This is a genomic window from Mucilaginibacter gilvus, from assembly GCF_004054195.1.
In the GTDB taxonomy this organism is placed as follows: domain Bacteria; phylum Bacteroidota; class Bacteroidia; order Sphingobacteriales; family Sphingobacteriaceae; genus Mucilaginibacter; species Mucilaginibacter gilvus.
In genome coordinates, this window is the sequence record NZ_SBIW01000011.1 from 49,698 (window position 1) to 70,067 (window position 20,370).

21 protein-coding genes are annotated in these 20,370 nt (G+C 42.3%); all 21 read left to right on the forward strand.

Translation table 11 applies throughout. The annotated features are described in order from the left end of the window. Positions 1 to 53 precede the first annotated feature (53 nt). The 21 genes from EPL05_RS19605 (at position 54) to EPL05_RS19705 (ending at position 20,357) form a co-directional block, all read left to right on the forward strand. Positions 54 to 503, forward strand: coding sequence for a DUF305 domain-containing protein (locus EPL05_RS19605; RefSeq protein WP_128535698.1), 450 nt, complete (start codon positions 54 to 56; stop codon positions 501 to 503). 149 nt (positions 504 to 652) lie between these two features. Continuing rightward, positions 653 to 1,048: a hypothetical protein gene (locus EPL05_RS19610; protein WP_128535699.1), complete on the forward strand. Its 396-nt coding sequence runs from the start codon at positions 653 to 655 to the stop codon at positions 1,046 to 1,048. 247 nt (positions 1,049 to 1,295) lie between these two features. Continuing rightward, on the forward strand, positions 1,296 to 2,012 hold the full coding sequence (locus EPL05_RS19615) for a TylF/MycF/NovP-related O-methyltransferase (RefSeq protein WP_128535700.1): 717 nt from the start codon (positions 1,296 to 1,298) through the stop codon (positions 2,010 to 2,012). Between the two features lie 135 nt (positions 2,013 to 2,147). Continuing rightward, positions 2,148 to 2,498, forward strand: coding sequence for a hypothetical protein (locus EPL05_RS19620; protein ID WP_128535701.1), 351 nt, complete (start codon positions 2,148 to 2,150; stop codon positions 2,496 to 2,498). A gap of 243 nt (positions 2,499 to 2,741) precedes the next feature. Further along, positions 2,742 to 3,992, forward strand: coding sequence for a hypothetical protein (locus EPL05_RS19625; RefSeq protein WP_128535702.1), 1,251 nt, complete (start codon positions 2,742 to 2,744; stop codon positions 3,990 to 3,992). Positions 3,993 to 4,074: 82 nt separating this feature from the next. Then, positions 4,075 to 4,551, forward strand: coding sequence for a hypothetical protein (locus tag EPL05_RS19630; protein ID WP_128535703.1), 477 nt, complete (start codon positions 4,075 to 4,077; stop codon positions 4,549 to 4,551). A gap of 77 nt (positions 4,552 to 4,628) precedes the next feature. Beyond that, a complete protein-coding gene (locus EPL05_RS19635; RefSeq protein WP_128535704.1) occupies positions 4,629 to 5,129 on the forward strand; it encodes a DUF3347 domain-containing protein in 501 nt (166 codons plus the stop codon). A gap of 81 nt (positions 5,130 to 5,210) precedes the next feature. Further along, entirely contained in the window at positions 5,211 to 5,819 is a 609-nt protein-coding gene (locus tag EPL05_RS19640; protein ID WP_128535705.1) for a DUF3347 domain-containing protein, read from the forward strand. Between the two features lie 5 nt (positions 5,820 to 5,824). Then, on the forward strand, positions 5,825 to 6,292 hold the full coding sequence (locus tag EPL05_RS19645; RefSeq protein WP_128535706.1) for a heme-binding domain-containing protein: 468 nt from the start codon (positions 5,825 to 5,827) through the stop codon (positions 6,290 to 6,292). A gap of 2 nt (positions 6,293 to 6,294) precedes the next feature. After that, positions 6,295 to 8,970 carry a multicopper oxidase domain-containing protein gene (locus EPL05_RS19650; RefSeq protein ID WP_128535707.1) on the forward strand — a complete coding sequence of 892 codons (2,676 nt, stop codon included), beginning with the start codon at positions 6,295 to 6,297 and terminating at the stop codon, positions 8,968 to 8,970. Positions 8,971 to 9,097: 127 nt separating this feature from the next. Beyond that, entirely contained in the window at positions 9,098 to 9,553 is a 456-nt protein-coding gene (locus tag EPL05_RS19655) for a 5-fold beta-flower protein (RefSeq protein ID WP_128535708.1), read from the forward strand. 29 nt (positions 9,554 to 9,582) lie between these two features. Continuing rightward, positions 9,583 to 9,804, forward strand: a complete 222-nt coding sequence (locus EPL05_RS19660; protein WP_208394793.1) for an SHOCT domain-containing protein — start codon at positions 9,583 to 9,585, stop codon at positions 9,802 to 9,804. Between the two features lie 9 nt (positions 9,805 to 9,813). Beyond that, a complete protein-coding gene (locus EPL05_RS19665; RefSeq protein ID WP_128535710.1) occupies positions 9,814 to 11,838 on the forward strand; it encodes a copper-translocating P-type ATPase in 2,025 nt (674 codons plus the stop codon). Between the two features lie 128 nt (positions 11,839 to 11,966). Continuing rightward, positions 11,967 to 12,296 carry a hypothetical protein gene (locus EPL05_RS19670; protein WP_128535711.1) on the forward strand — a complete coding sequence of 110 codons (330 nt, stop codon included), beginning with the start codon at positions 11,967 to 11,969 and terminating at the stop codon, positions 12,294 to 12,296. 346 nt (positions 12,297 to 12,642) lie between these two features. Further along, positions 12,643 to 13,026, forward strand: a complete 384-nt coding sequence (locus EPL05_RS19675; RefSeq protein ID WP_128535712.1) for an HYC_CC_PP family protein — start codon at positions 12,643 to 12,645, stop codon at positions 13,024 to 13,026. A gap of 126 nt (positions 13,027 to 13,152) precedes the next feature. Next, on the forward strand, positions 13,153 to 13,401 hold the full coding sequence (locus tag EPL05_RS19680) for a heavy metal-binding domain-containing protein (RefSeq protein ID WP_128535713.1): 249 nt from the start codon (positions 13,153 to 13,155) through the stop codon (positions 13,399 to 13,401). A gap of 56 nt (positions 13,402 to 13,457) precedes the next feature. After that, positions 13,458 to 14,732: an efflux RND transporter permease subunit gene (locus EPL05_RS24520; RefSeq protein WP_128535714.1), complete on the forward strand. Its 1,275-nt coding sequence runs from the start codon at positions 13,458 to 13,460 to the stop codon at positions 14,730 to 14,732. After that, the gene (locus EPL05_RS24525) at positions 14,729 to 16,621 is read left to right on the forward strand and encodes an efflux RND transporter permease subunit (protein WP_128535715.1); all 1,893 of its coding nucleotides are present in this window, start codon (positions 14,729 to 14,731) and stop codon (positions 16,619 to 16,621) included. The genes EPL05_RS24520 and EPL05_RS24525 overlap by 4 nt, the downstream gene beginning before the upstream one ends. Positions 16,622 to 16,626: 5 nt before the next feature. Next, a complete protein-coding gene (locus EPL05_RS19695; protein ID WP_166727759.1) occupies positions 16,627 to 17,862 on the forward strand; it encodes a TolC family protein in 1,236 nt (411 codons plus the stop codon). A 91-nt stretch (positions 17,863 to 17,953) separates the two neighbouring features. Continuing rightward, positions 17,954 to 19,120, forward strand: coding sequence for an efflux RND transporter periplasmic adaptor subunit (locus EPL05_RS19700; protein ID WP_166727760.1), 1,167 nt, complete (start codon positions 17,954 to 17,956; stop codon positions 19,118 to 19,120). After that, complete coding sequence (locus tag EPL05_RS19705) at positions 19,104 to 20,357, forward strand: efflux RND transporter periplasmic adaptor subunit (RefSeq protein WP_166727761.1); 1,254 nt, start codon at positions 19,104 to 19,106, stop codon at positions 20,355 to 20,357. The genes EPL05_RS19700 and EPL05_RS19705 overlap by 17 nt, the downstream gene beginning before the upstream one ends. Positions 20,358 to 20,370: the final 13 nt, after the last annotated feature.

A 20,370-nucleotide genomic window follows, 5' to 3' on the forward strand; every position in this document is an offset into this window, starting at 1 on the left:
GCTACACGGAAACAAACGCATTAGGCTTCAGGTCTAATAATAAAGCTTTAACCATGGAAAAGGGAAATTACAAAACATTTGTATGGATGCTGGCCTTGTCGTTTATCATCATGTATGGCGTGATGTTTTTAAATGTTGACCAAGCCGATCATATTTATTTAAGCATGACACGACTTTACATGACGTTAATGATGGTAGCGTCAATGGCATTGTTAATGTTAGCGATGATGCGCATGATGTATAAAAATCGAAAACTAAATTTGGTCATTATTTTATCAAGTATGGTAGTTTTCATTCTTTCACTTGTCGGCGTCAGAACGCAAACGCTGGTGAGCGATGTGCAGTACATGAAGGGAATGATCCCGCACCATTCTATCGCTATAATGACCAGCAAAAATGCCAATATCAAAGATCCGGAAGTCAGAAAGCTCGCAGATGGTATTATTAAAACCCAGGAGAAAGAGATCGCCGAGATGAAAGCAATTTTAGCCAGGATGAAGTAACATTGTTCGACAGCCACCGTTGAACATTGTTTTTATACCATCAATTGTTTTTTGATTATCCCGATCATCCGCAATATGTTTTGATAAATATATATTATCGTTAGATCTTTAGTCAGCGTGCTTACATGAAGAGAATTTGTGCCTTAATCATGACATCATTTTACTTGTTGCTTTCAACAGGTGGATACGCTTGTCTGCTTCATTGCACCACCGATTACCTTGCAACCCAACTGGAAAATAAGCAGGAAGCTCATGTTACAGGTAAGGACCATCCGCACAACGAAAGTGAAAGTGATGAAGACTGCGCGACAGGTGATTGTAACTGCTGCTATCATCATGGCACCTATGTAGTGAAGGAAAACGCAAAAATTACCACCCATTTTATTTTTTCACCAACAGCTTTAGCCATTGTTCTTTTTCATACGGAGGGCTTTTCCTATATACCCTTAAAGATCACCGCCAACGTTAGTTGGCCAAGATCCACCGGGCCACCTTTCCCACGCAGCAGCCCTCTTTATATTTCCAATAGGACTCTTCTTATCTGATTTAATTTGCTGCAAATCTGCGGCCCTGGAATGCTATTCCCATATCGCTCATGCGATGCATTTCTAATATCACCATTTCCCGTATTATTCTATTAGCCAATTTTGAATATGGATGTTCAATCGGATTAGCGATGCTATATAGCTCCGCCATCTGATCTGGACATAGTTATATCAAATTATTTAAATGTCTGTAAGATAATACTTTGCATATAAATCAAGTATAAAGTTTATCCTAATCTCACATTACATGAGCAACTATTTTATTACTCGTCCACCTTTTGGAAAATTAAAAGGAAAGTCATCACTTATAGCTTTCGCCAATAAAGTACTTAGATATATGAAAACCGGTTACACGGTAAGTCCTGTTGACACCATCGTTGATATGAACACCATTGAACAGCGAATTAACTATTATCATCTATTAGACAACGTGTTGAGCGCTGAAATAACAGGGGATGTCATAGAACTCGGCACTTTTACAGGGCAATGCGCCATGTTGTTCCAAAAGGTACTTGAACAAAATCAATCCGGTAAAGCGCTTCACCTTTATGACACTTTCGAATCGAAATACACCATAAAAGGAAGCGTAGAAGAACAACTTATTCAGAACTTTAAAAGTGCAGGACTGTCACTGCCGATTTTACACAAAGGGTTATTCGAGGATACGATACCCGGCCAGTTACCATCACAGATTTCATTTGTACATATTGACTGTGGTTTTGGTGGCGATCCGCAGCAACATAAAAGCGTTATAACCTATTGCCTTGAAGCAGTATATCCCAGAATGCAAAAAGGTGCAGTTTGCATTTTAATGGATTATTATGATGAAGCCGTTAATGAAGCCGGTTTTGATGCCCATCCCGGAGTTAAAATGGCTTGCGATGAATTTTTAAAAGATAAACCCGAAGTAATAAGTTGTTTATACGGCAATCAATATTATCATGGATTTTTCAGAAAAAAGTGATGGTAACCGCCCGCAATTTTAACGCGCCAAATTTCTTAATTCAAGAAACGGGTGTCGCTTACTTTTTTATTATAACAGCCCTTATATAATTTTAATGTAGGGGTCACTTCTTCAGACAATAAAAATCTTACAGCAATGAAAGAGGATATTATTTATAGCATCCAAAATGAGTTTGGTGCAAAAAGAACAATTAAGATTGTTCCGGAGACAGAACCAAAAAAGAGTTCGGGTATCTGTATAACCGGTGTTTTTCACTTATTCCATATAATTTTGAAAGGCGCAATTTCCCCACCTGCTAATATGGATATGGACGCGTATATGTGTTTTGCAGGTAGTGTCTACTTTCTCAATGAAAGTTTTCACGAATGGCATTACGACGGTAAGACTTTCGAAGAAGCAGAAGTCAAGCAAGTAGTTAAAATCATTGAAAAAGATATAAAAGAGTGGTTTAACCAAGGCGATATTCCTCCTAACTTTCTCGAATAACAATGGAATCTGATAATTGAACTATAACTGAGCTACAAATGACAGATAATTCTATTACTACGCTATCTGTAATATCTTGCTACAGTTATTACCGGTGCCAGTAACCGTTAATTCTGATGTAAAAAAGAGCAATATGGTATAGGGCTTTATACGAATTGGTTTATTTTGATCAAATTGATAAAGCTTGTTTGAACTTGGCTAATTTAGGAGTCTGTTTGATGCAGATATACATATTTTTTATTCATGAGTGAACATTTACAATCCATCATCACACAATACAAAAACGATCAGGAATCAGTTTATAACACCTGGTTCATCAATAACGAAGAACGGTTAAAAGCATTTCGCTCTATCCGTAGGGGAGTGTTACAAGTTATCGATGATATTAAGACCAAACGATTTGGGAACGATTTTAAAGGAACATCACTTGAATTTGTTTTAAGTTGTATTACAGAGCAAAAACAGGTTTTTGAAGGGGCATCGCATCCTTTTTATTGGAAACCCAAATTACGGATACCTGATATTTATGAGAACCAGACTAACAAGATAGCCTTCGGCCAATTTTTAGAGAACTGTATCAACGCAAAAAATGAAGAACAGCTCATTAGGGAAATTGAAAAACTGGATGCTTTAAAGATTAAAGGTTTGGGGCCTGCTGTGGCCAGTATCCTTTATTTTTTACATCCAACTTTGATGCCTCCATTTAATACGGCAATCATCAATGGGTTTAATTATCTTTTCAAAGACAAAAAGAAATTGGGGAGTTGGAGCGAATACCTCAAGATCAGGGAAGTTATCATGGATATGAACCGCAAGCATTGCAATGAATTGTCTTTAGACACGGGTGCATTCGCAGGCTTGTTATTCGAGGTCGGCACACAAAAGTTGTTGTTAGGTAAAGATGAATACCTTTCGGAAACGGAACGGACAAGGCTTGAAAAGTTGATTGCAAAGCGGCATAAAGACAAACGGGTTGAAACGGAGGACGAGCACTTGCATAATGAAATGCAGTACCATTTGTTGAAAATCGGCCATTCCCTTGGATATGATGTGATCGCGGCTTCAAATGACCGTTCCAAATCATGGAGTGGCAACAAGTTTACTTTTATTTCACTGGCAGACTTTCCGGACCTGGCATTGGAAAAAGAAGTATTGAATACCGTTAAATTAATAGATGTGCTATGGTTTGAAAAGGGAACGGCTAAAGTCATCGCTGCTTTTGAGGTGGAAAAGAGTACCAGTATCTATTCCGGTATTTTAAGGCTGACAGATCTAAGTTGCAGCGTGAACAACAAAGAAGAGGTTTTATACCTCGTGGTTCCGGACCAGCGGGAGAAAGATGTGATCATGCAGCTGTCGCGTCCGTCAATCAGGCAAGGAAATATGCAAATGAAGTATATATGCTTTAGCGATCTGCGGCAACACTGTGATGCCTTATGTAAATTTGGTGATGATCATTCCATCATGCAAAAGATAGCCCGTACAGTCGTTTAATAAGTTGTCGCAATAGGATATAAATATAAAACGAAATTATGTAAAACAATTTAAGGGTCTGTTGTTTAACTTTGTATTGAAGATGAAAAGTAAAGCGCTTTTATTATTATTCATATTCATGCTAAACACCGTTACCGGGTTTGCTTGCGCTATACGTATGTCTATTCATGAACAGGAGGAAACTACAGAACACCATGATACAAGTGCTGAAGTTACCGATCATCACCACAATGGCGATGAAGCTACCGAACATCATCATGAACATCGCAAATTATCCCAGCCTTTGGTTCATGGAGAACCATTATCGAATCAAACCGCTATCTCTAATAACGATCCATGTTGTCAGGGATCAGTTAACAATTTTAATACTTTAGCCAAGGTAACTCCACAGTCAAGCCACATTATTTTACTGGCACCCTTTACTTACATTGGTACTTATCACCAATTCCTTTTAAAGCCCATTTCGGTTAGTCAAACCAATCGATTCGTATCGATTGACGGACGACGACGGCCTCCCACATATCCTATCCGTATCGCGCTAAAAAGCTTTCAGATTTGATTAATTAATAGATCACCAGAACTATATGGCTCTGCCATGTTCCAATTTTCCTATTACATTAATAATTAATTCAGATCATGAAAAAGATATTTTTATTGGTTGTCCTGATGGCAACTGTTTCTACCCAACTACTTTTTGCGCAGGATACTAAGTCAACCTCGCTTACACCTTTATTGGCATCTTATTACGATATTAAAGATGCTTTGATCAAATCAAACAGTGCCGATGCTGCTACCCATGCCGGAGATTTTTTAAAAGCGGTTAACGGCGTGGATATGAAATCGCTTGCCGCAGCGGATATGTCCACTTTTATGGCCGCACAAGAAAGGTTGGCGTTCGATGTCAGGCATATTTCCGAGAGTAAGGATATCGCCCATCAGCGAGAGCATTTCGCTAATTTTTCAGCTAACTTTTTTAAACTGGCTAAAGCTGTAAAATTAACCGATAAGCCTGTTTATTATGCTTATTGCCCGATGAAAAAGAGCTATTGGTTATCTTCTGAGGACGCGATCAAAAACCCTTACTACGGCAGCCAAATGCTTACTTGCGGTAAGGTTACCGAAACCCTGAACAAATAAGTCAACTAATTATTTCTTTATAACTCGATCACCCTGTGCTTTCATTTTGTACATGGTGGTCAATAAATTTATAATCATACCATGAAAAATCTAATCATTGTTTCATTGATCAGCCTGGCTTCATTTTCAATGATCGCCTGTAATAACACGAATAAATCAGCTGCTAACAGCACAAAGGACACGGCCGCTTCAACAAATGCTGCACCGGCCGATGCTAAATTAACTACTGCAAAAGGAGGCGTTGATCCCAAAACTACTGCTTCTGTTAAAGAAATGGTGGGAAACTATTTACAACTAAAAAACGCGCTGACCAAAGATAATAGCACGGATGCGGCTACCACTGGAAAAGCGCTATTAACGAGTTTTGCAAAACTTGATCAATCGGTATTAACACCAACGCAAAAGAAATCCTTTACTGACATCGCTGATGATGCGAAAGAAATGGCAGAGCATATCGGGATGAGTGGCGGTAAGCTACCTCACCAGCGGGAGCATTTTGATATGTTAAGCAAGGATATGTATGACCTGGTTAAACTATTCGGCGCAGCACAACCTTTGTTTGTAGATCACTGCCCTATGTATAATGATAAAAAGGGTGCCATCTGGCTGAGTGAGACAAAGGAAATCAAAAACCCCTATATGGGTTCAGGTATGTCAACCTGTGGTACCATCCAGGAAGAATTAAAATAGCCGTTATGAAACGTGTAATTAAGATTTCGCTAACTGTAATTGTGGTTCTATTGATCATTATCCAATTCATCCCCCGCGATCATAATGAAAGCGAAGCTATGCCTGCAAATGACATCAGCAAGGTGTATGCAGTTCCGGTAAACGTTGGTGACATTCTTAAAACGTCATGTTATGACTGCCATAGCAATCATACCGAATATCCGCTGTATTCCTGGCTCCAGCCAATCAGGCTGATGATGGACAGGCACGTCAGCAAGGGGAAGGAAGAACTGAATTTTAATGAGTTTGGGACCTATTCCTCCAGGAAACAAAGAAGTAAATTAAGGGCTATCGGTGAAAGTTTAGACGAAGGCTCGATGCCATTATCTTCCTATAGTCTAATTCACAGGACTGCCATTCTTTCAACAAAAGATAAAGCAACACTCATGAATTGGGTTAAACAGAACAGCGATAGCCCCTTACTAAAAAATTAAAGATGAAAAAAGTACTATTTGTAGCGATGATGCTTTGCTTTAAGCAGGTCGCATTCGCTCAAAACGATATGCAAAATATGGCTGGTATGCAAAAAAAACAACCAGTCACCTATACCTGTCCCATGCACCCGGAAATCCATTCGACCAAGCCGGGTAATTGCCCTAAATGCGGTATGAAACTGGTTCAAGAAAAACCTAAAGCTATGGCGAAAAAGGCGGCGGGTACGCCCTCGAAAGCACCCGGAAAGAAAGCGGATGATATGAGTGGAATGAAGATGGACGGGATGAAAATGGATCAGAAAAAGTCACCCACTGAAAAGCCGGATGGTATGCATATGTCTAAAGATACCGGTAAAAAAGCAGGTGATATGGGCGGGATGAAAATGGACGGGATGAAAATGGATGACGCCGGTGAAATGGCCACTGATATGAAAACCGCAAAAGCAAAGTTAGGCCCCATCAAAACACTGGTCAATAATGTGCCGCCACGCACTGTTCGTTATGATCTCTATATAGCAGATACTATCGTCAACTATGCGGGTAAGCCAAAAAGGGCAATTGCGGTGAATGGCAGCATTCCCATGCCAACCCTGACCTTCACTGAAGGCGATACCGCCGAGATCTATGTGCATAATAAACTAAAAGAAGAAACATCCCTGCACTGGCATGGGCTTTATTTACCCAACCGTTATGACGGCGTACCTAATCTGACACAAATGCCGATCATGCCGGGTGAAACGCACTTATACAAGTTTCCGATCAAACAACATGGCACCCACTGGTACCATAGCCATACCGGATTGCAGGAGCAGATCGGTATGTACGGTGCTTTTATCATGAATAAGCGGAAAGAATGGAATATCCCAACCTTACCGGTGGTGTTAAGCGAATGGACAAACATGAACCCTAAAGAGGTTGACCGTAGTTTACACGCCGCATCCGACTGGTTCGCTATCCAAAAAGGCACTACCCAAAGTTATCTGGAGGCGATCAAAGCAGGCCATTTTAAAACTAAAGTAGCTAATGAGTGGAAGCACATGAATGCGATGGACGTGAGCGATGTTTACTATGATAAATTTCTGATCAACGGTAAAGATCAAAATGAACAGCCCCAATATAAAGCCGGGGATAAGGTAAGGCTGCGTATAGCTAATGGCGGCGCCACTTCCTACTTCTGGCTTAAATATGCCGGTGGTAAAGTTACAGTGGTTGCCTCTGATGGTAATGACGTTGATCCGGTTGAAGTGGACAGACTGATTATTGCACCCTCTGAAACCTATGATGTAGTAGTTACTATTCCGGACAGCAAAAGTTATGAGTTTTTGGTTACTCCTGAAGACCGCACCAAATCAGCTTCACTTTGGTTAGGCAAGGGGGAAAAGGTTTATGCAGAAAAAATGCCGAAACTGAAATACTTCGCCGGTATGAAAATGATGAATGACATGATGGACATGAGCGGTAACATGGTACAAATGGATGGCATGAAGATGCAGAACCAAACCATGGACATGAATGCCGTAATGTATCCTGAAATAACCGGGGCGGATAAACCACAGGCCGACGATAAAAAAAGTGCTATGCCAGCTATGCAGATGGCAAATGATAAAAGTATGGCTGGTATGAATATGGCGGCAGACAACTCGGATATTGTTACCCTTAATTACGGTATGCTCCGTGACCCTCATAATACGACATTACCCAAAGGCCCGATGAGGGAACTTAAATTCGATCTGACCGGCAACATGAACCGTTATGTTTGGACAATGGATAATAAAACGGTATCCGAATCAGATCGGATCTTGATCAAAAAAGGTGAAAACTTAAGGATCATTCTATACAACAACAGTATGATGCGCCACCCGATGCACCTGCATGGGCACGATTTCAGGATAATTAATGGCCAAGGTGAAAATGCCCCAATGAAAAACGTGGTGGATATTATGCCGATGGAACGGGATACCATAGAGTTCAACGCCTCTGAACCTGGCGGCGATTGGTTCTTTCATTGCCATATTTTATACCACATGATGAGCGGTATGGGCAGGATATTCAGTTATGAAGATTCACCGCCTAACCCAGAAATACCTGATCCCAAGCTGGCGCGGAAGATGTTGAACATGGACGACCAGATGCCACATTTCATGGGCAAACTTGGATTGGAAAGTAACGGAAGCGATGCGCAATTTATGCTATCTAACACCCGCTGGCAAGCCAGTACGATGTGGCATTTAGGCACCAATGCTAAGATGGGTTATGAAAGTGAAACGATGGTTGGCCGTTATATCGGTCGTAACCAATGGTTATATCCTTACATTGGCTTTGATTATCACTATAAAAAGTTCAATCCCAACGAAAAAAACATTTTTGGAAGTGACTACAAGAATTTGTTCGGACAGGTGAGCAATAAGAATAACCGACATACCGTAGTGGCCGGTGTTGCCTATACCTTGCCGATGCTTTTTGTGGCGGATGCACGTATCGACGGCAACGGTAAGTTGCGCTTCCAGTTAGGACGGGACGACATACCGGTTTCGAGCCGTTTACGCTTCAATATCATGGTGAACACCGACAAAGAATATGCGGCTGGTTTAAGATATATTGTTACTAAGTATTTCTCCTTGTCAACGCACTACGATAGTGATATGGGCTTGGGTGGTGGATTGACGCTGACTTATTAAATATAGTGGCAGCATAGTTCATAAGTGATTCTTATCACTTATGAACTTGTTGATGATCAGATAAATATAAGGCCAATTAGTGGATTTTTGTGATAAATAACATTTACTTCCATTAAACAATCAAATCATGAAAAAACTAAATCTGCTGTTGCTGATCTTATTGGTCATAACAAGTGGCGCCACGGGTACATTCGCCCAAACCGTCCGCGATTCTTCCCAAAAAATATTTATTAACGCCAAGGGTGGGATACATAACCATGCCGGGACAAAACTTGGCTATATTGATAAAAACAATATGGTTAGGGATAACACCGGCAAGGAGTTATATTTTATCGATAAAGATGGTAGTGTTATTGGCTCCGACGGACGAAAATTAGGTATGGCGAAAAAGAATGGATCGTACTATAATATCAACGGCGAGAATGTTTTAAACACCAAAGATATTGACAAGGAGAATTGCGCCATCTTAGATCCGCAGGGGCATAATTTCGGAACGACACACAAAAACTATAAGCTCCATGCTTGCGCCGCGCATTGCTACTGGTTAATGAAGGCAAAGGAACAAGCAGTAAAAAAATCATAATTATTTAACTGATATTAAAATTTAAGATCATGATGTACTACGGAAATTTTGGAGGAATGCATTTGATATGGTGGTTCATTTGGATGATCCTGCTGTTTTGGATATTCGCGACACCTTATGATATTCCGGGCCAACGGAAGCGGAAAGACACGCCGCTGAATATGCTACAAAAGCGATTTGCTGCCGGTGAAATCACGACGGAAGAATACCACGAGAAGAAAAAGATACTTGAAACGGATTTAGCCAAATAATTTACAATTATGGACATGAACAAAATGCCGGAAGGTATGGATCACAGTAAAATGCACAAAGGCAATGACCAGCATAAGGGAATGTCGGAGCATGACCACCACGCCATGATGATCGCTGATTTTAAAAAGCGGTTTTATGTGGTGTTGGCATTGACCATTCCTATTATGCTGCTATCAACCATGATACAGCATTTTATGGGCGTAAACTGGACTTTTACAGGTTCTTCCTATATTTTGTTTGCCTTATCATCGGTGGTGTTTGTTTATGGTGGCTGGCCATTTTTAACTGGACTCGTTGATGAGGTAAAGTCAAAAAATCCCGGTATGATGTTCCTGATCGGGTTTGCCATAACGGTTGCTTATTGCTATAGCGTTGCTATTGTATTCGGTTTAAAGGGAATGGACTTCTTTTGGGAACTGGCTACGCTTATCCTGATCATGCTGTTAGGGCACTGGATAGAAATGAAGTCCGTAATGGGCGCATCAAATGAACTGGAGTTGTTGGTTCAGCTCATGCCCTCAGATGCGCACATGGTCATGCCGGATATGGTGCATGATGTAAAAACAGATACGCTAAAAGAGAACGATATTATCCTGATCAAGCCCGGCGAGAAAGTCGCAGCAGATGGGATCATATTGGAGGGTGAAAGTTACCTGAATGAATCGATGCTGACCGGTGAATCCAAGCCGGTATTAAAAGCAAAGGGCGATAAAGTAATTGCCGGCTCTATCAATGGAAATGGCTCTTTTAAGGTAACCGTATCTCACGCAGCTAAAGATTCCTATTTGTCGCAGGTTGTTAAATTGGTGGACGATGCACAAAAATCCAAATCTCAAACACAGCTTTTAGCAGATACCGCCGCAAAATGGCTAACCGTTATCGCGTTGGTTACGGGCATCGGCACGTTCCTGTATTGGTATTTAACAGGCCAAACCTTAGCATTTGCTATGGAAAGAATGGTAACGGTGATCGTTATTTGTTGCCCTCATGCTTTGGGGTTAGCAGTACCGCTTGTTGTGGCTAAGTCAACCGCCTTGTCAGCCAAACATGGCTTGCTCATTAAAAATCGAACCGCGTTTGAGAATGCAAGGAAAATTACCACCATTGTATTCGATAAAACGGGTACGCTTACCGTAGGAAAGTTTGAAGTGTCAAAGGTGGTTTCCCTAAATAAGGAATTTAAGGAAGATGAGTTGATTCGTTTGTCGTCAGCGCTGGAGCAAAAGTCTGAACATCCCATTGCTACCGGCATCCTGCAAAAAGTAAAAGACCTGAAACTAACGATCCCGCAAGCTGAAAACTTTAAGGCGATCACGGGCCAGGGCGTAGAAGCGACTGTCGAGGGCAAAACGCTATTGGTAGTTAGTCCTGGTTATTTGAATGAAAATAAATTAGCTGTACCGGATGGATTTACCGCCAATGACACCGAAACGGTGGTGTTTATATTGATCGATCAAAAACTGGCGGGATACATTGCCCTATCAGATGAACTGCGTCCCGAATCAGCGGAAGCGATTAAAACACTAAGGGAAGAAAATATTAAATCCATTTTGCTAACAGGCGATAACAGCAAAGTAGCAGCCAGTGTAAGTAAAACGTTAGGCATGGATAGCTTCATTGCCGAGGTATTGCCACATCAAAAATTAGAAAAGATCAAAGAATTACAAAGTAAAGGTGAGTTTGTAGCGATGACCGGCGATGGTGTTAACGATGCGCCGGCTCTTGCCCAAGCAGATATCGGCATAGCTGTAGGGTCGGGAAGCGATATTGCGGCAGAAACAGCAGGGATCGTTTTAGTGAACAGTAATCCAAAGGATATTGTAAGTCTGATCCTGTTTGGCAAAGCGACTTATCGCAAAATGATACAAAACCTGATCTGGGCAACAGGTTATAATGTAATTGCTTTACCATTGGCCGCAGGTGTGCTTTACAACCAGGGCATTGTATTAAGTCCGGCAGCAGGTGCCGTGCTAATGACCGTCAGCACCGTTGTTGTTGCGATCAATGCCAGCTTGTTAAAAGTAAAAGCTTAGTACAATAAGATATAAATTTTAATCGGAATTATATAAAATGATCAGCAAGAGTAGCTTCTATATTTACGGCAGAGTATTTAAGCGATCTATGTCGCAATATTTCCAACGATAAACGTTTTAATAAGTACATGAGATCCATAGCTGTTTTTCTTATCCTGAATATTTTGCTGTTATCCTCCATGACGGGTATGGCGAATATTCATCATGTAAAAGCAGATTGCTGTGTAGCAAAAATGCACAAGGATTGCTGTAGACACCAAAAGCAAGAAACAAAAGATGATTGTGCCAAAGGCAATTGCAATGCCATGTTGTCTTGCGGAACATGTGGTTTTATCTTAACTACCCCGATTTCCTATTTACCTGCGGTTATTGATCTTTATCAGCAAGCTGCCTACCCTTTTAAAGCTGGTGCATTATCAGATTATCACGATAACGGCTGGAACCCTCCGAAAGTTTAATAATTCAATTCTTGTCGCGGCCAGTCTATGACCGTATTATTCAATTAATTATTAATCTTTAAATTCAAGATCATGAAAAAGTTCCTTTTCATCACTATGGTGATGTTATTATCCGCTATATCAATCACTTTTGCCAACACTCCATGTTGCAATAGTAAAATGAACCACTGTACAACCTGTGCAAAAAGCTGCGGGCCAAACTGCAGGGATTATTGCAGTAAGACCTGTAAGGCTTCAGGAGAATGTACGACTAAATGTAAGTTGTAATATAACAAGCCGCCTCTTTTAGGGGCGGCTTTACAACAACATTGCCCTGTAGCACGTATAATTTTATTATCTTCGATTTGTGAAACGTACCACGCTCATCTTTTTAATTGCTGTTTATCTTATATCCTGTGTGGGTATTGGGGTTAACCGTTTTTATTGCTGTGGTAAACTGGCATCTGTTACCTTTACGTATGCTATGCAAGATAATAGCCCAAAGGAACCCGGTACAAAGGATAATTGCTGCAAACATGAAAAACTAAGTTTCAAAGTAAAGGACAGCCATTTTACCGTAGTTGCTGCTGCTTTGGATCACCCGGCACCCGCGCTGATCCCGTCATTAGTAATGCCGTACCCTTCACCGGCTTTAACTTATTTGCAAACGAAGATAATGTATAACGGTAATGCTCCCCCCGGACATTCCGATACACCTGCTTACACCTTAAACTGTACTTACAGGATCTGATCCTGAGCTTTGCTATAGCCCTGCATTTCTGCATCCGGCTATACCTCCCTTGTAATTCATCTTAATTTATAATTCCACGCACAGGCTCTGCCTTTGCTATTTATTCATTTTTCAATTTTCAAAATCATGAAAAAAGTAACGCTGATGGCTATGGCCATACTGTTTTCTGCCGCAACCGTGTTCGCTGTCGACACCCACAATGGTAAAATGTCCGCCGACTCCACTAAAAAAGTAAAACCTGCAAAAGTACAATACACCTGTACCATGCATCCGGAAGTATTAAGCGACAAGCCGGGCAAATGCTCGAAATGTGGTATGGCCCTGGTTAAAAAGACCGATGCCAAAAAGAAACCCGCAGAAAAAATGAAGATGTAATTCCATTCAGCCGCTGTCTGTCAGTTGGCGGCCAGGGACTGATTAAAGCAATTAAGATGATTAATCAACTTATTTCCCTGTCCTTAAAAAACAGGTATATCGTTCTGCTGATCGCAGTTGCCCTTTTCGGATGGGGAGCCTACGCGGTAAAGGAGAACCCGATCGATGCCATACCCGACCTTTCGGATAACCAAGTGATCGTTTTTACCGAATGGCAAGGGCGCAGTCCGCAGATCATGGAAGACCAGGTCACTTACCCGTTGGTGAGTAATTTGCAGGGCATCCCCAAAGTAAAAGCCATCCGGGCTACTTCCATGTTCGGAATGAGCTTTGTTTACATTGTTTTTGAAGATAAAGCCGATGTGTATTGGGCACGTAGCCGGGTATTGGAACGCCTGAACTACGCACAGCGTATATTACCACAAGGCATCACGCCAACATTAGGCCCTGATGGTACGGGTGTCGGGCATATCTTATGGTACACGCTGGATGCGAAAGGGATAGACCTCGGTGAACAACGTGCCTTACAGGACTGGTATGTGAAACTGGGCTTACAGACCGTTCCTGGGGTAAGTGAAGTTGCTTCTTTCGGCGGTTTTGAAAAACAATATCAGGTCAGCATTGATCCCCATAAACTTAACTATTATAACATCCCCTTATCGCAGGTACTCAAAGCGGTAAAAAGTAATAACAACGATGTTGGCGGCCGCAAGTTTGAAATGAACGGGACCGGTTATATCGTTCGCGGATTGGGTTATATTAAAACGCTATCCGACGTTGAAAATATCAGTGTGGGCGTGATCAAAACTGTCCCTGTTAGGATAAAAGATATTGCCACTGTTCAAATGGGTGGTGATGAACGCCTGGGCATTTTTGATCAGAATGGCGAAGGCGAAGCCGTGGGTGGCATTGTAGTGATGCGCTACGGCGAAAATGCCGATAAGGTGATCCATGCGGTCAAGGATAAAATGGCTGATATTCAAAAAGGCTTGCCACCCGGTGTTAAATTTAAGATCGCTTATGACCGCAGCGAATTGATAGAAAGCGCGGTTAACTCGGTTAAGCATACGCTGATCGAAGAAATGATCACGGTATCTATCATCGTTATCCTGTTCCTGTTTAGCTGGCGTAGCGCGTTAAGCATCATTATACAGATACCCATTACCATAGCCGCCAGTTTTATTTTACTTAATGCTTTTGGCATCAGTTCCAATATCATGTCCTTAACCGGTATTGCTTTAGCAATCGGGGTGATCGTGGATAACGGCATTGTCATGGTAGAAAACTCACACCGCAATTTAGCTATTGCACAAGAAAAGGAAAGATCATGACCACAGCAGAAAGAATCAAGATCATTGAAGCATCCTGTAAACAGGTGGGCCGCGGCGTGTTCTTTTCCACGCTGATCATCGTTGCATCATTCTTACCCGTATTTTTATTGGAAGGACAGGAAGGTAAGTTGTTCGGCCCCTTAGCCTGGACGAAAACATTCATACTGGCGATAGACGCTATTTTAGCGGTAACGCTGGCTCCCGTGCTGATCTCCTTTTTCCTGAAAGGGAAATTAAGGACGGACGACCATAACCCGTTGAACCGTGGACTGGAAAAGATATACCGCCCCATACTCAACTGGTGCGTAACCTGGCGCAAAACCACTATCGGGATTAATATTATAGCATTGCTCATTAGCATTCCGCTTTTATTAAGCCTCGGCAGCGAATTTATGCCACCATTGGATGAAGGCACGATCTTGTTCATGCCGGTTACACAGCCCGATATATCCAATGCAGAAGCTAAGCAATTGCTGCAGGTACAGGACAGGATCATTAAAAGCATACCCGAAGTTGCGAACGTATTGGGCAAAGCAGGCCGGGCGAATACCGCTACTGATAATTCGCCGATCAGCATGACGGAAACCATAATTTTGCTGAAGCCAAAAGACCAATGGCGCAAGGGTATCAAAAAGGAAGATATTATCAACGAACTGAATGCCAAACTTCAAATTCCAGGCATAGTAAACGGCTGGACACAGCCCATCATTAACCGCATCAATATGCTATCCACAGGTATCCGTACCGATGTGGGGCTTAAAGTTTATGGCCAAAATTTAGATACCATCAGTGCCTTGTCCAATCAAATGAAACGTGCCTTACAGGGGGTTGGCGGAATAAAGGATATGTACGTCGATCCGATAACCGGTGGTAAATATGTCGATATACAGGTGAACAAAGATGCCATCGGCAGGTATGGTTTAAGTGTAGATGATGTAAACGAAGTGGTGGAAAGCGCCTTAGGTGGCATGAATTTAACAACTACCATTGAGGGCAGGCAGCGTTTCAGCGTGAATGTACGGATGGCGCAGGATTACCGCAGCAACCTGGACGCGATCAAACGGACATTGGTGCAAACGCCATCTTACGGGCCTGTGCCATTGTCAGCCGTCGCCGATATTAAGATCAGTGATGGCCCGGCCATGATACAATCTGAAAATGCCTTGTTACGCGGCACCGTTTTATTTAATGTCCGTGACCGTGACCTGGGCAGTACGGTACAGGAAGCACAGGAAAGATTGAACACGATGGTCAAAACCTTGCCGAAAGGCTATTTCATTGAATGGAGCGGCCAGTACGAAAACCTGATCCGGGCAGAACATACGTTGAAGCTGATCTTACCCGTGGTACTCCTCATCATCTTTGCCTGTCTGTACTTTGCTTTTCATTCGATAAGGGAGGCATTCTTTAGCCTGATCTCTATTCCTTTCGCATTGATCGGCGGGGCTTATATGGTGTATTTCTTCGGGGTGCATTTATCGGTAGCCGTAGCAGTTGGTTTTATCGCGCTTTTTGGGATCGCGGTGGAAACGGGTATTGTAATGGTTATTTACCTGAATGATGCCATGCAGCAACTGGTCACTTTAAAAGGAAATTCAAAGGAAACCATTACCCGTGAAGACCTTCGCTTCTATGTAATGAACGGGGCTGTAAAACGATTGCGCCCCAAATTGATGACGGTTTGCGTTGCCTTGTTCGGTTTAGTGCCGGTGCTTTGGGCAACCGGTACGGGCAGCGATGTAATGCTACCTATTGTGTTGCCGATGATCGGCGGCGTATTAACTTCTTCCACTCATATTTTATTGGTTACTCCGCTCATCTTTTTGATGGTGAAGGAATATGAACTCAAAAAACATAGCAAGCTAGAAGTATTGGACGTAAAGGAATAATGAACATGAAAAAGAAACATCAAATCATATATATGCTGCTGGCGAGCTTATTAAGCTTATCGGCAAAAGCGCAGGTTCAGCGCTTGTCGCTGGATAGTGTCCTGTCACGAATTACATTTAACCCCTCTTTGATTTCATTTGATCAAAAGATCAACGCGGAAGATGCTTATGTAGCTGGTGCCAAGAGTCTCGAAGCACCAAAGATCAGTGCCGGGCAGTACCAGACCAATTACCAGCCAAAGCCATATGCCGGCTGGTTTATGATCTACGGCGAGCAAACATTTACGAATCCGGCTAAACTGAGAGCAAAGGAAGCTTACCTTAAAGGAGTGTCCAAAGTGACTGTAGAAGATAAGAACTATCTGAAAAACCAATTGATCGCGCAAGCAAGGCTATCTTATTATGATCGGGTTGTACTGGAAAAAAAGTTGACGTTACTGCAAAGTACACAAGGACTATTAGAATATATGCTGAAAGATGCTAATATCAAGCTTACCTATGGAAAAGAAAAGCTAAATAACATTTATAAAGCCAAAGCCGACCTGTATCAACTGGATAATATCCGGGAACAATTGAATAATGAGATCCGGCAAAAAAACATATTGCTGAATACGTTAATGAACCGGGATAAGCAAACCGAGTTTATGATAGATACGACTGTGACCATCATGGAATATGAGCTTACCATCACCGATACTGCCCGATTGGTAAGTTCAAGAAGTGATATTAAAGGGATCAGCCGAAGCATCGAGCTACAGCAACTCAACGCTGATGCGGAATACAGCAAGCGAAAGCCGGATTTTGGCATCCAGGCCGCGCACATGATCGGGCTGGGCAATACGCCAAGCCAGTACACCTTAATGGGCGTGATCACCATACCAATTGTTCCCTGGGCCTCCAAAGAGTATAAGGCAAACCTGAAAGGTATCCGTTTTGAGCAGGAAGCGCTGGCACAAAAAAAGGCCGACCTGCTTAACCAGGCCGAAGGGCAACTGGCCGGTTTAAAAGCGGAGATCAGCAGCAAAAAAAGGCAGTTGACTAACTATAGGCAAAACATCATTCCCGCACAGCAAAATAGTTATAAAACCGCCTTGCAGGCCTATGAACAAAACACAGGCGATCTGCCTTCGGTACTGAACGGGATCAAAGATCTGCAAGCAGCAAAGATGGAGCAACTGGACCGCTTACAGGAGCTTTTACAATTACAGATAGCTTATCAAAGAGAAAATGAGCAATATTAGAGCAATACTGTCTGTAAGTTTGGTAGTCCTGCTAACAGTTGCCGCATGTGATCAAAAACAACCGGCTGCGAAATCAACAATGGCTAAAAAAATGAGCGATGTAAAATATACCTGTCCAATGCACCCGCAGATCATGGAAGACCATCCGGGCAATTGCCCGATTTGCGGGATGGATCTGGTTAAGAGATCGGGTCAGGCCAGCGAGGGTTCAGGGATAAGCCTGAACACGGTTTTACAACCTGTTAACAGTAGTGTAATTTCTTCAGTAGGTTATATAATGCCAGTTCAAAGAGCTGTAACTACAGTCATTTCGGGCGATGGATACCTGGACTTTGACACCCGGACATTTAACAATATCGCATCCCGTTTTACTGGCCGGATAGAAAATCTGTATATCAAATACGCTTTTCAAGAGATCCATGCGGGGCAACGCATCTTTGATATATACAGCCCTGAACTGATAACTGCGCAGCAAGATTTAATTTTTGTCACAAAAAATTCGCCGCAGGAAACCGGCCTCGTTAACGCGGCACGGCAAAAACTGTTATTGTTGGGTATGACACCCGCACAAGTGGAGCAAGTGATCAAAACAGGCAAAGCCTATTACAGTCTGCCTGTTTATAGCCTTTATGAAGGTCACGTGCATGATATGCCGCATACGCAAATGGCCGGTAGTCCAGTGAGCAATACAGCTACGGATTATGCTAACAACCTCCCGTTGTCGATAAAAGAGGGTACGTATGTGGAAAAGGGCCAAACCCTATTCAATGTGGTCAACCCGCACATGCTTTGGGCCATCATTAAAATAGACCGCTCCCAGGTTTCGGGTTTAAAACTAAATCAAAAGGTACAGATTAGCTTGCTGGATAGGCCGGGCAAATCGATCAGCGGGAAGGTGAATTTCATTGAGCCAAGTTTGCAGGATGGTGATAAAGCAACAAGCATCAGGGTATATTTAGACAATATGGATCACGAACTCAAAGTGAACAGCCTGATTAAAGCGGTAATACAAACCGGGGAAGCGAACGGACTATGGGTGCCCCGATCTGCAGTACTGGACTTGGGACGTACGCAATTGGTTTGGCTAAAACGGGGTAGTTTGTATAAAGCCCGGCAGGTTTACACCGGGGTGAAAAATGACAAGGAAATACAGATCACAAAAGGGCTATCATTGACCGATAGCCTGGCATCCAATGCGCAATATTTATCCGACAGCGAAAGCTTCATTAAAATACAAAACCATGATCAAGTTCAATAATCACACAATAGCGTTTAAAACGGTATCGCTCTTTTGCCTTGCATTTTTATTCCTGATCAGCCTGAATTCCTGCCATCCTAAAGCGAAGCAACAGGCAGTAGTAAAAGCACAAAATAAAGCCTACTATACCTGTTCTATGCACCCACAAGTTCACGAAGACCATGATGGCAATTGCCCAATTTGCAGCATGAAACTGATCAAGGTCGAACTGACCGGCACGATGAATAATATGGCCGGTGATAAGATCATACTTACCGCTACCCAAGTCCAACTGGCGGCTATACAAACGGACACCGTTAAAGAACAAAATACCGGTAACGAAAAAACGCTTACCGGAACCGTGACAACGGATGAAACCGGCGCACAGGAATTGAGTGCCAGGTTAGCCGGCCGGATACAACGACTTTTTGTGAGAGCGGTTGGTGAAAAAATCACTATTGGGCAGCCTGTTTACTCCCTCTACAGCGAAGACCTCCAGGAAGCGGAAAAAGAATACCTCCTGGCTAAACAACAACAAAAATTACTGCATAACCCGGATGTAGATTATCAGCAGCTGATCGTTGCCGCAGAAAGTAAACTGCAATTATGGGGCTTGGCATTATCGCAGATCAATAGTTTAGCAGCATCGGGTAAAGTATCTGCTTCAACGGTTGTATTAAGTAAGATAAACGGAACCGTAAGCGATATCGCGGTTCATGAGGGTGATTATGTAACGGAAGGGATGACTATTTTGAAAGCGCAGTCCTTAAACAGGTTATGGGTAGAGGCTCAGCTTTACGCCAACGAAGCTGGAATTTACAAGGTTAATGACTTGGTAAATGTATCCCTTCCCGATCTGGGTGGACAAATCATCAAGGGTAAAGTTGGATTTGTTAACCCTGAATTATCGGAAACCTCCAAAGTTGACCTGATAAGGATTAGTATTCCGAATACGCAAGGATTAGTTAGGCCTGGTATGCTGGCTTATATAACCATCGGGAATGGCGGAGTTCATACCATGGCGGTTCCCGCTTCAGCTGTTTTAACGGATGGTAGAGGAAGCAAAGTTTGGATAAAAAATTCAGATGGTGGCTTTTCTCCCAAAATGATCAAGGTGGGTTCAGGAAATCAAAATTACCTTCCTATTATTTCAGGACTAAGTCCGGGCAGTATTGTGGTAACCAATGGCGCATATTTATTGAATAGTGAAGCGATCTTTAAAAATGGGGGCGATCAAATGGCTGGTATGAAAATGTAACGGGGGTTAAAAA

What these genes read in the sequence shown, in the direction of transcription:
- EPL05_RS19605 (WP_128535698.1), top strand. Translation starts at nt 54, where the DNA reads ATGGAAAAGGGAAATTACAAAACATTTGTATGGATGCTGGCCTTGTCG.
- EPL05_RS19610 (WP_128535699.1), top strand. Translation starts at nt 653, where the DNA reads ATGACATCATTTTACTTGTTGCTTTCAACAGGTGGATACGCTTGTCTG.
- EPL05_RS19615 (WP_128535700.1), top strand. Translation starts at nt 1,296, where the DNA reads ATGAGCAACTATTTTATTACTCGTCCACCTTTTGGAAAATTAAAAGGA.
- EPL05_RS19620 (WP_128535701.1), top strand. Translation starts at nt 2,148, where the DNA reads ATGAAAGAGGATATTATTTATAGCATCCAAAATGAGTTTGGTGCAAAA.
- EPL05_RS19625 (WP_128535702.1), top strand. Translation starts at nt 2,742, where the DNA reads ATGAGTGAACATTTACAATCCATCATCACACAATACAAAAACGATCAG.
- EPL05_RS19630 (WP_128535703.1), top strand. Translation starts at nt 4,075, where the DNA reads ATGAAAAGTAAAGCGCTTTTATTATTATTCATATTCATGCTAAACACC.
- EPL05_RS19635 (WP_128535704.1), top strand. Translation starts at nt 4,629, where the DNA reads ATGAAAAAGATATTTTTATTGGTTGTCCTGATGGCAACTGTTTCTACC.
- EPL05_RS19640 (WP_128535705.1), top strand. Translation starts at nt 5,211, where the DNA reads ATGAAAAATCTAATCATTGTTTCATTGATCAGCCTGGCTTCATTTTCA.
- EPL05_RS19645 (WP_128535706.1), top strand. Translation starts at nt 5,825, where the DNA reads ATGAAACGTGTAATTAAGATTTCGCTAACTGTAATTGTGGTTCTATTG.
- EPL05_RS19650 (WP_128535707.1), top strand. Translation starts at nt 6,295, where the DNA reads ATGAAAAAAGTACTATTTGTAGCGATGATGCTTTGCTTTAAGCAGGTC.
- EPL05_RS19655 (WP_128535708.1), top strand. Translation starts at nt 9,098, where the DNA reads ATGAAAAAACTAAATCTGCTGTTGCTGATCTTATTGGTCATAACAAGT.
- EPL05_RS19660 (WP_208394793.1), top strand. Translation starts at nt 9,583, where the DNA reads ATGATGTACTACGGAAATTTTGGAGGAATGCATTTGATATGGTGGTTC.
- EPL05_RS19665 (WP_128535710.1), top strand. Translation starts at nt 9,814, where the DNA reads ATGGACATGAACAAAATGCCGGAAGGTATGGATCACAGTAAAATGCAC.
- EPL05_RS19670 (WP_128535711.1), top strand. Translation starts at nt 11,967, where the DNA reads ATGAGATCCATAGCTGTTTTTCTTATCCTGAATATTTTGCTGTTATCC.
- EPL05_RS19680 (WP_128535713.1), top strand. Translation starts at nt 13,153, where the DNA reads ATGAAAAAAGTAACGCTGATGGCTATGGCCATACTGTTTTCTGCCGCA.
- EPL05_RS24520 (WP_128535714.1), top strand. Translation starts at nt 13,458, where the DNA reads ATGATTAATCAACTTATTTCCCTGTCCTTAAAAAACAGGTATATCGTT.
- EPL05_RS24525 (WP_128535715.1), top strand. Translation starts at nt 14,729, where the DNA reads ATGACCACAGCAGAAAGAATCAAGATCATTGAAGCATCCTGTAAACAG.
- EPL05_RS19695 (WP_166727759.1), top strand. Translation starts at nt 16,627, where the DNA reads ATGAAAAAGAAACATCAAATCATATATATGCTGCTGGCGAGCTTATTA.
- EPL05_RS19700 (WP_166727760.1), top strand. Translation starts at nt 17,954, where the DNA reads ATGAGCGATGTAAAATATACCTGTCCAATGCACCCGCAGATCATGGAA.
- EPL05_RS19705 (WP_166727761.1), top strand. Translation starts at nt 19,104, where the DNA reads ATGATCAAGTTCAATAATCACACAATAGCGTTTAAAACGGTATCGCTC.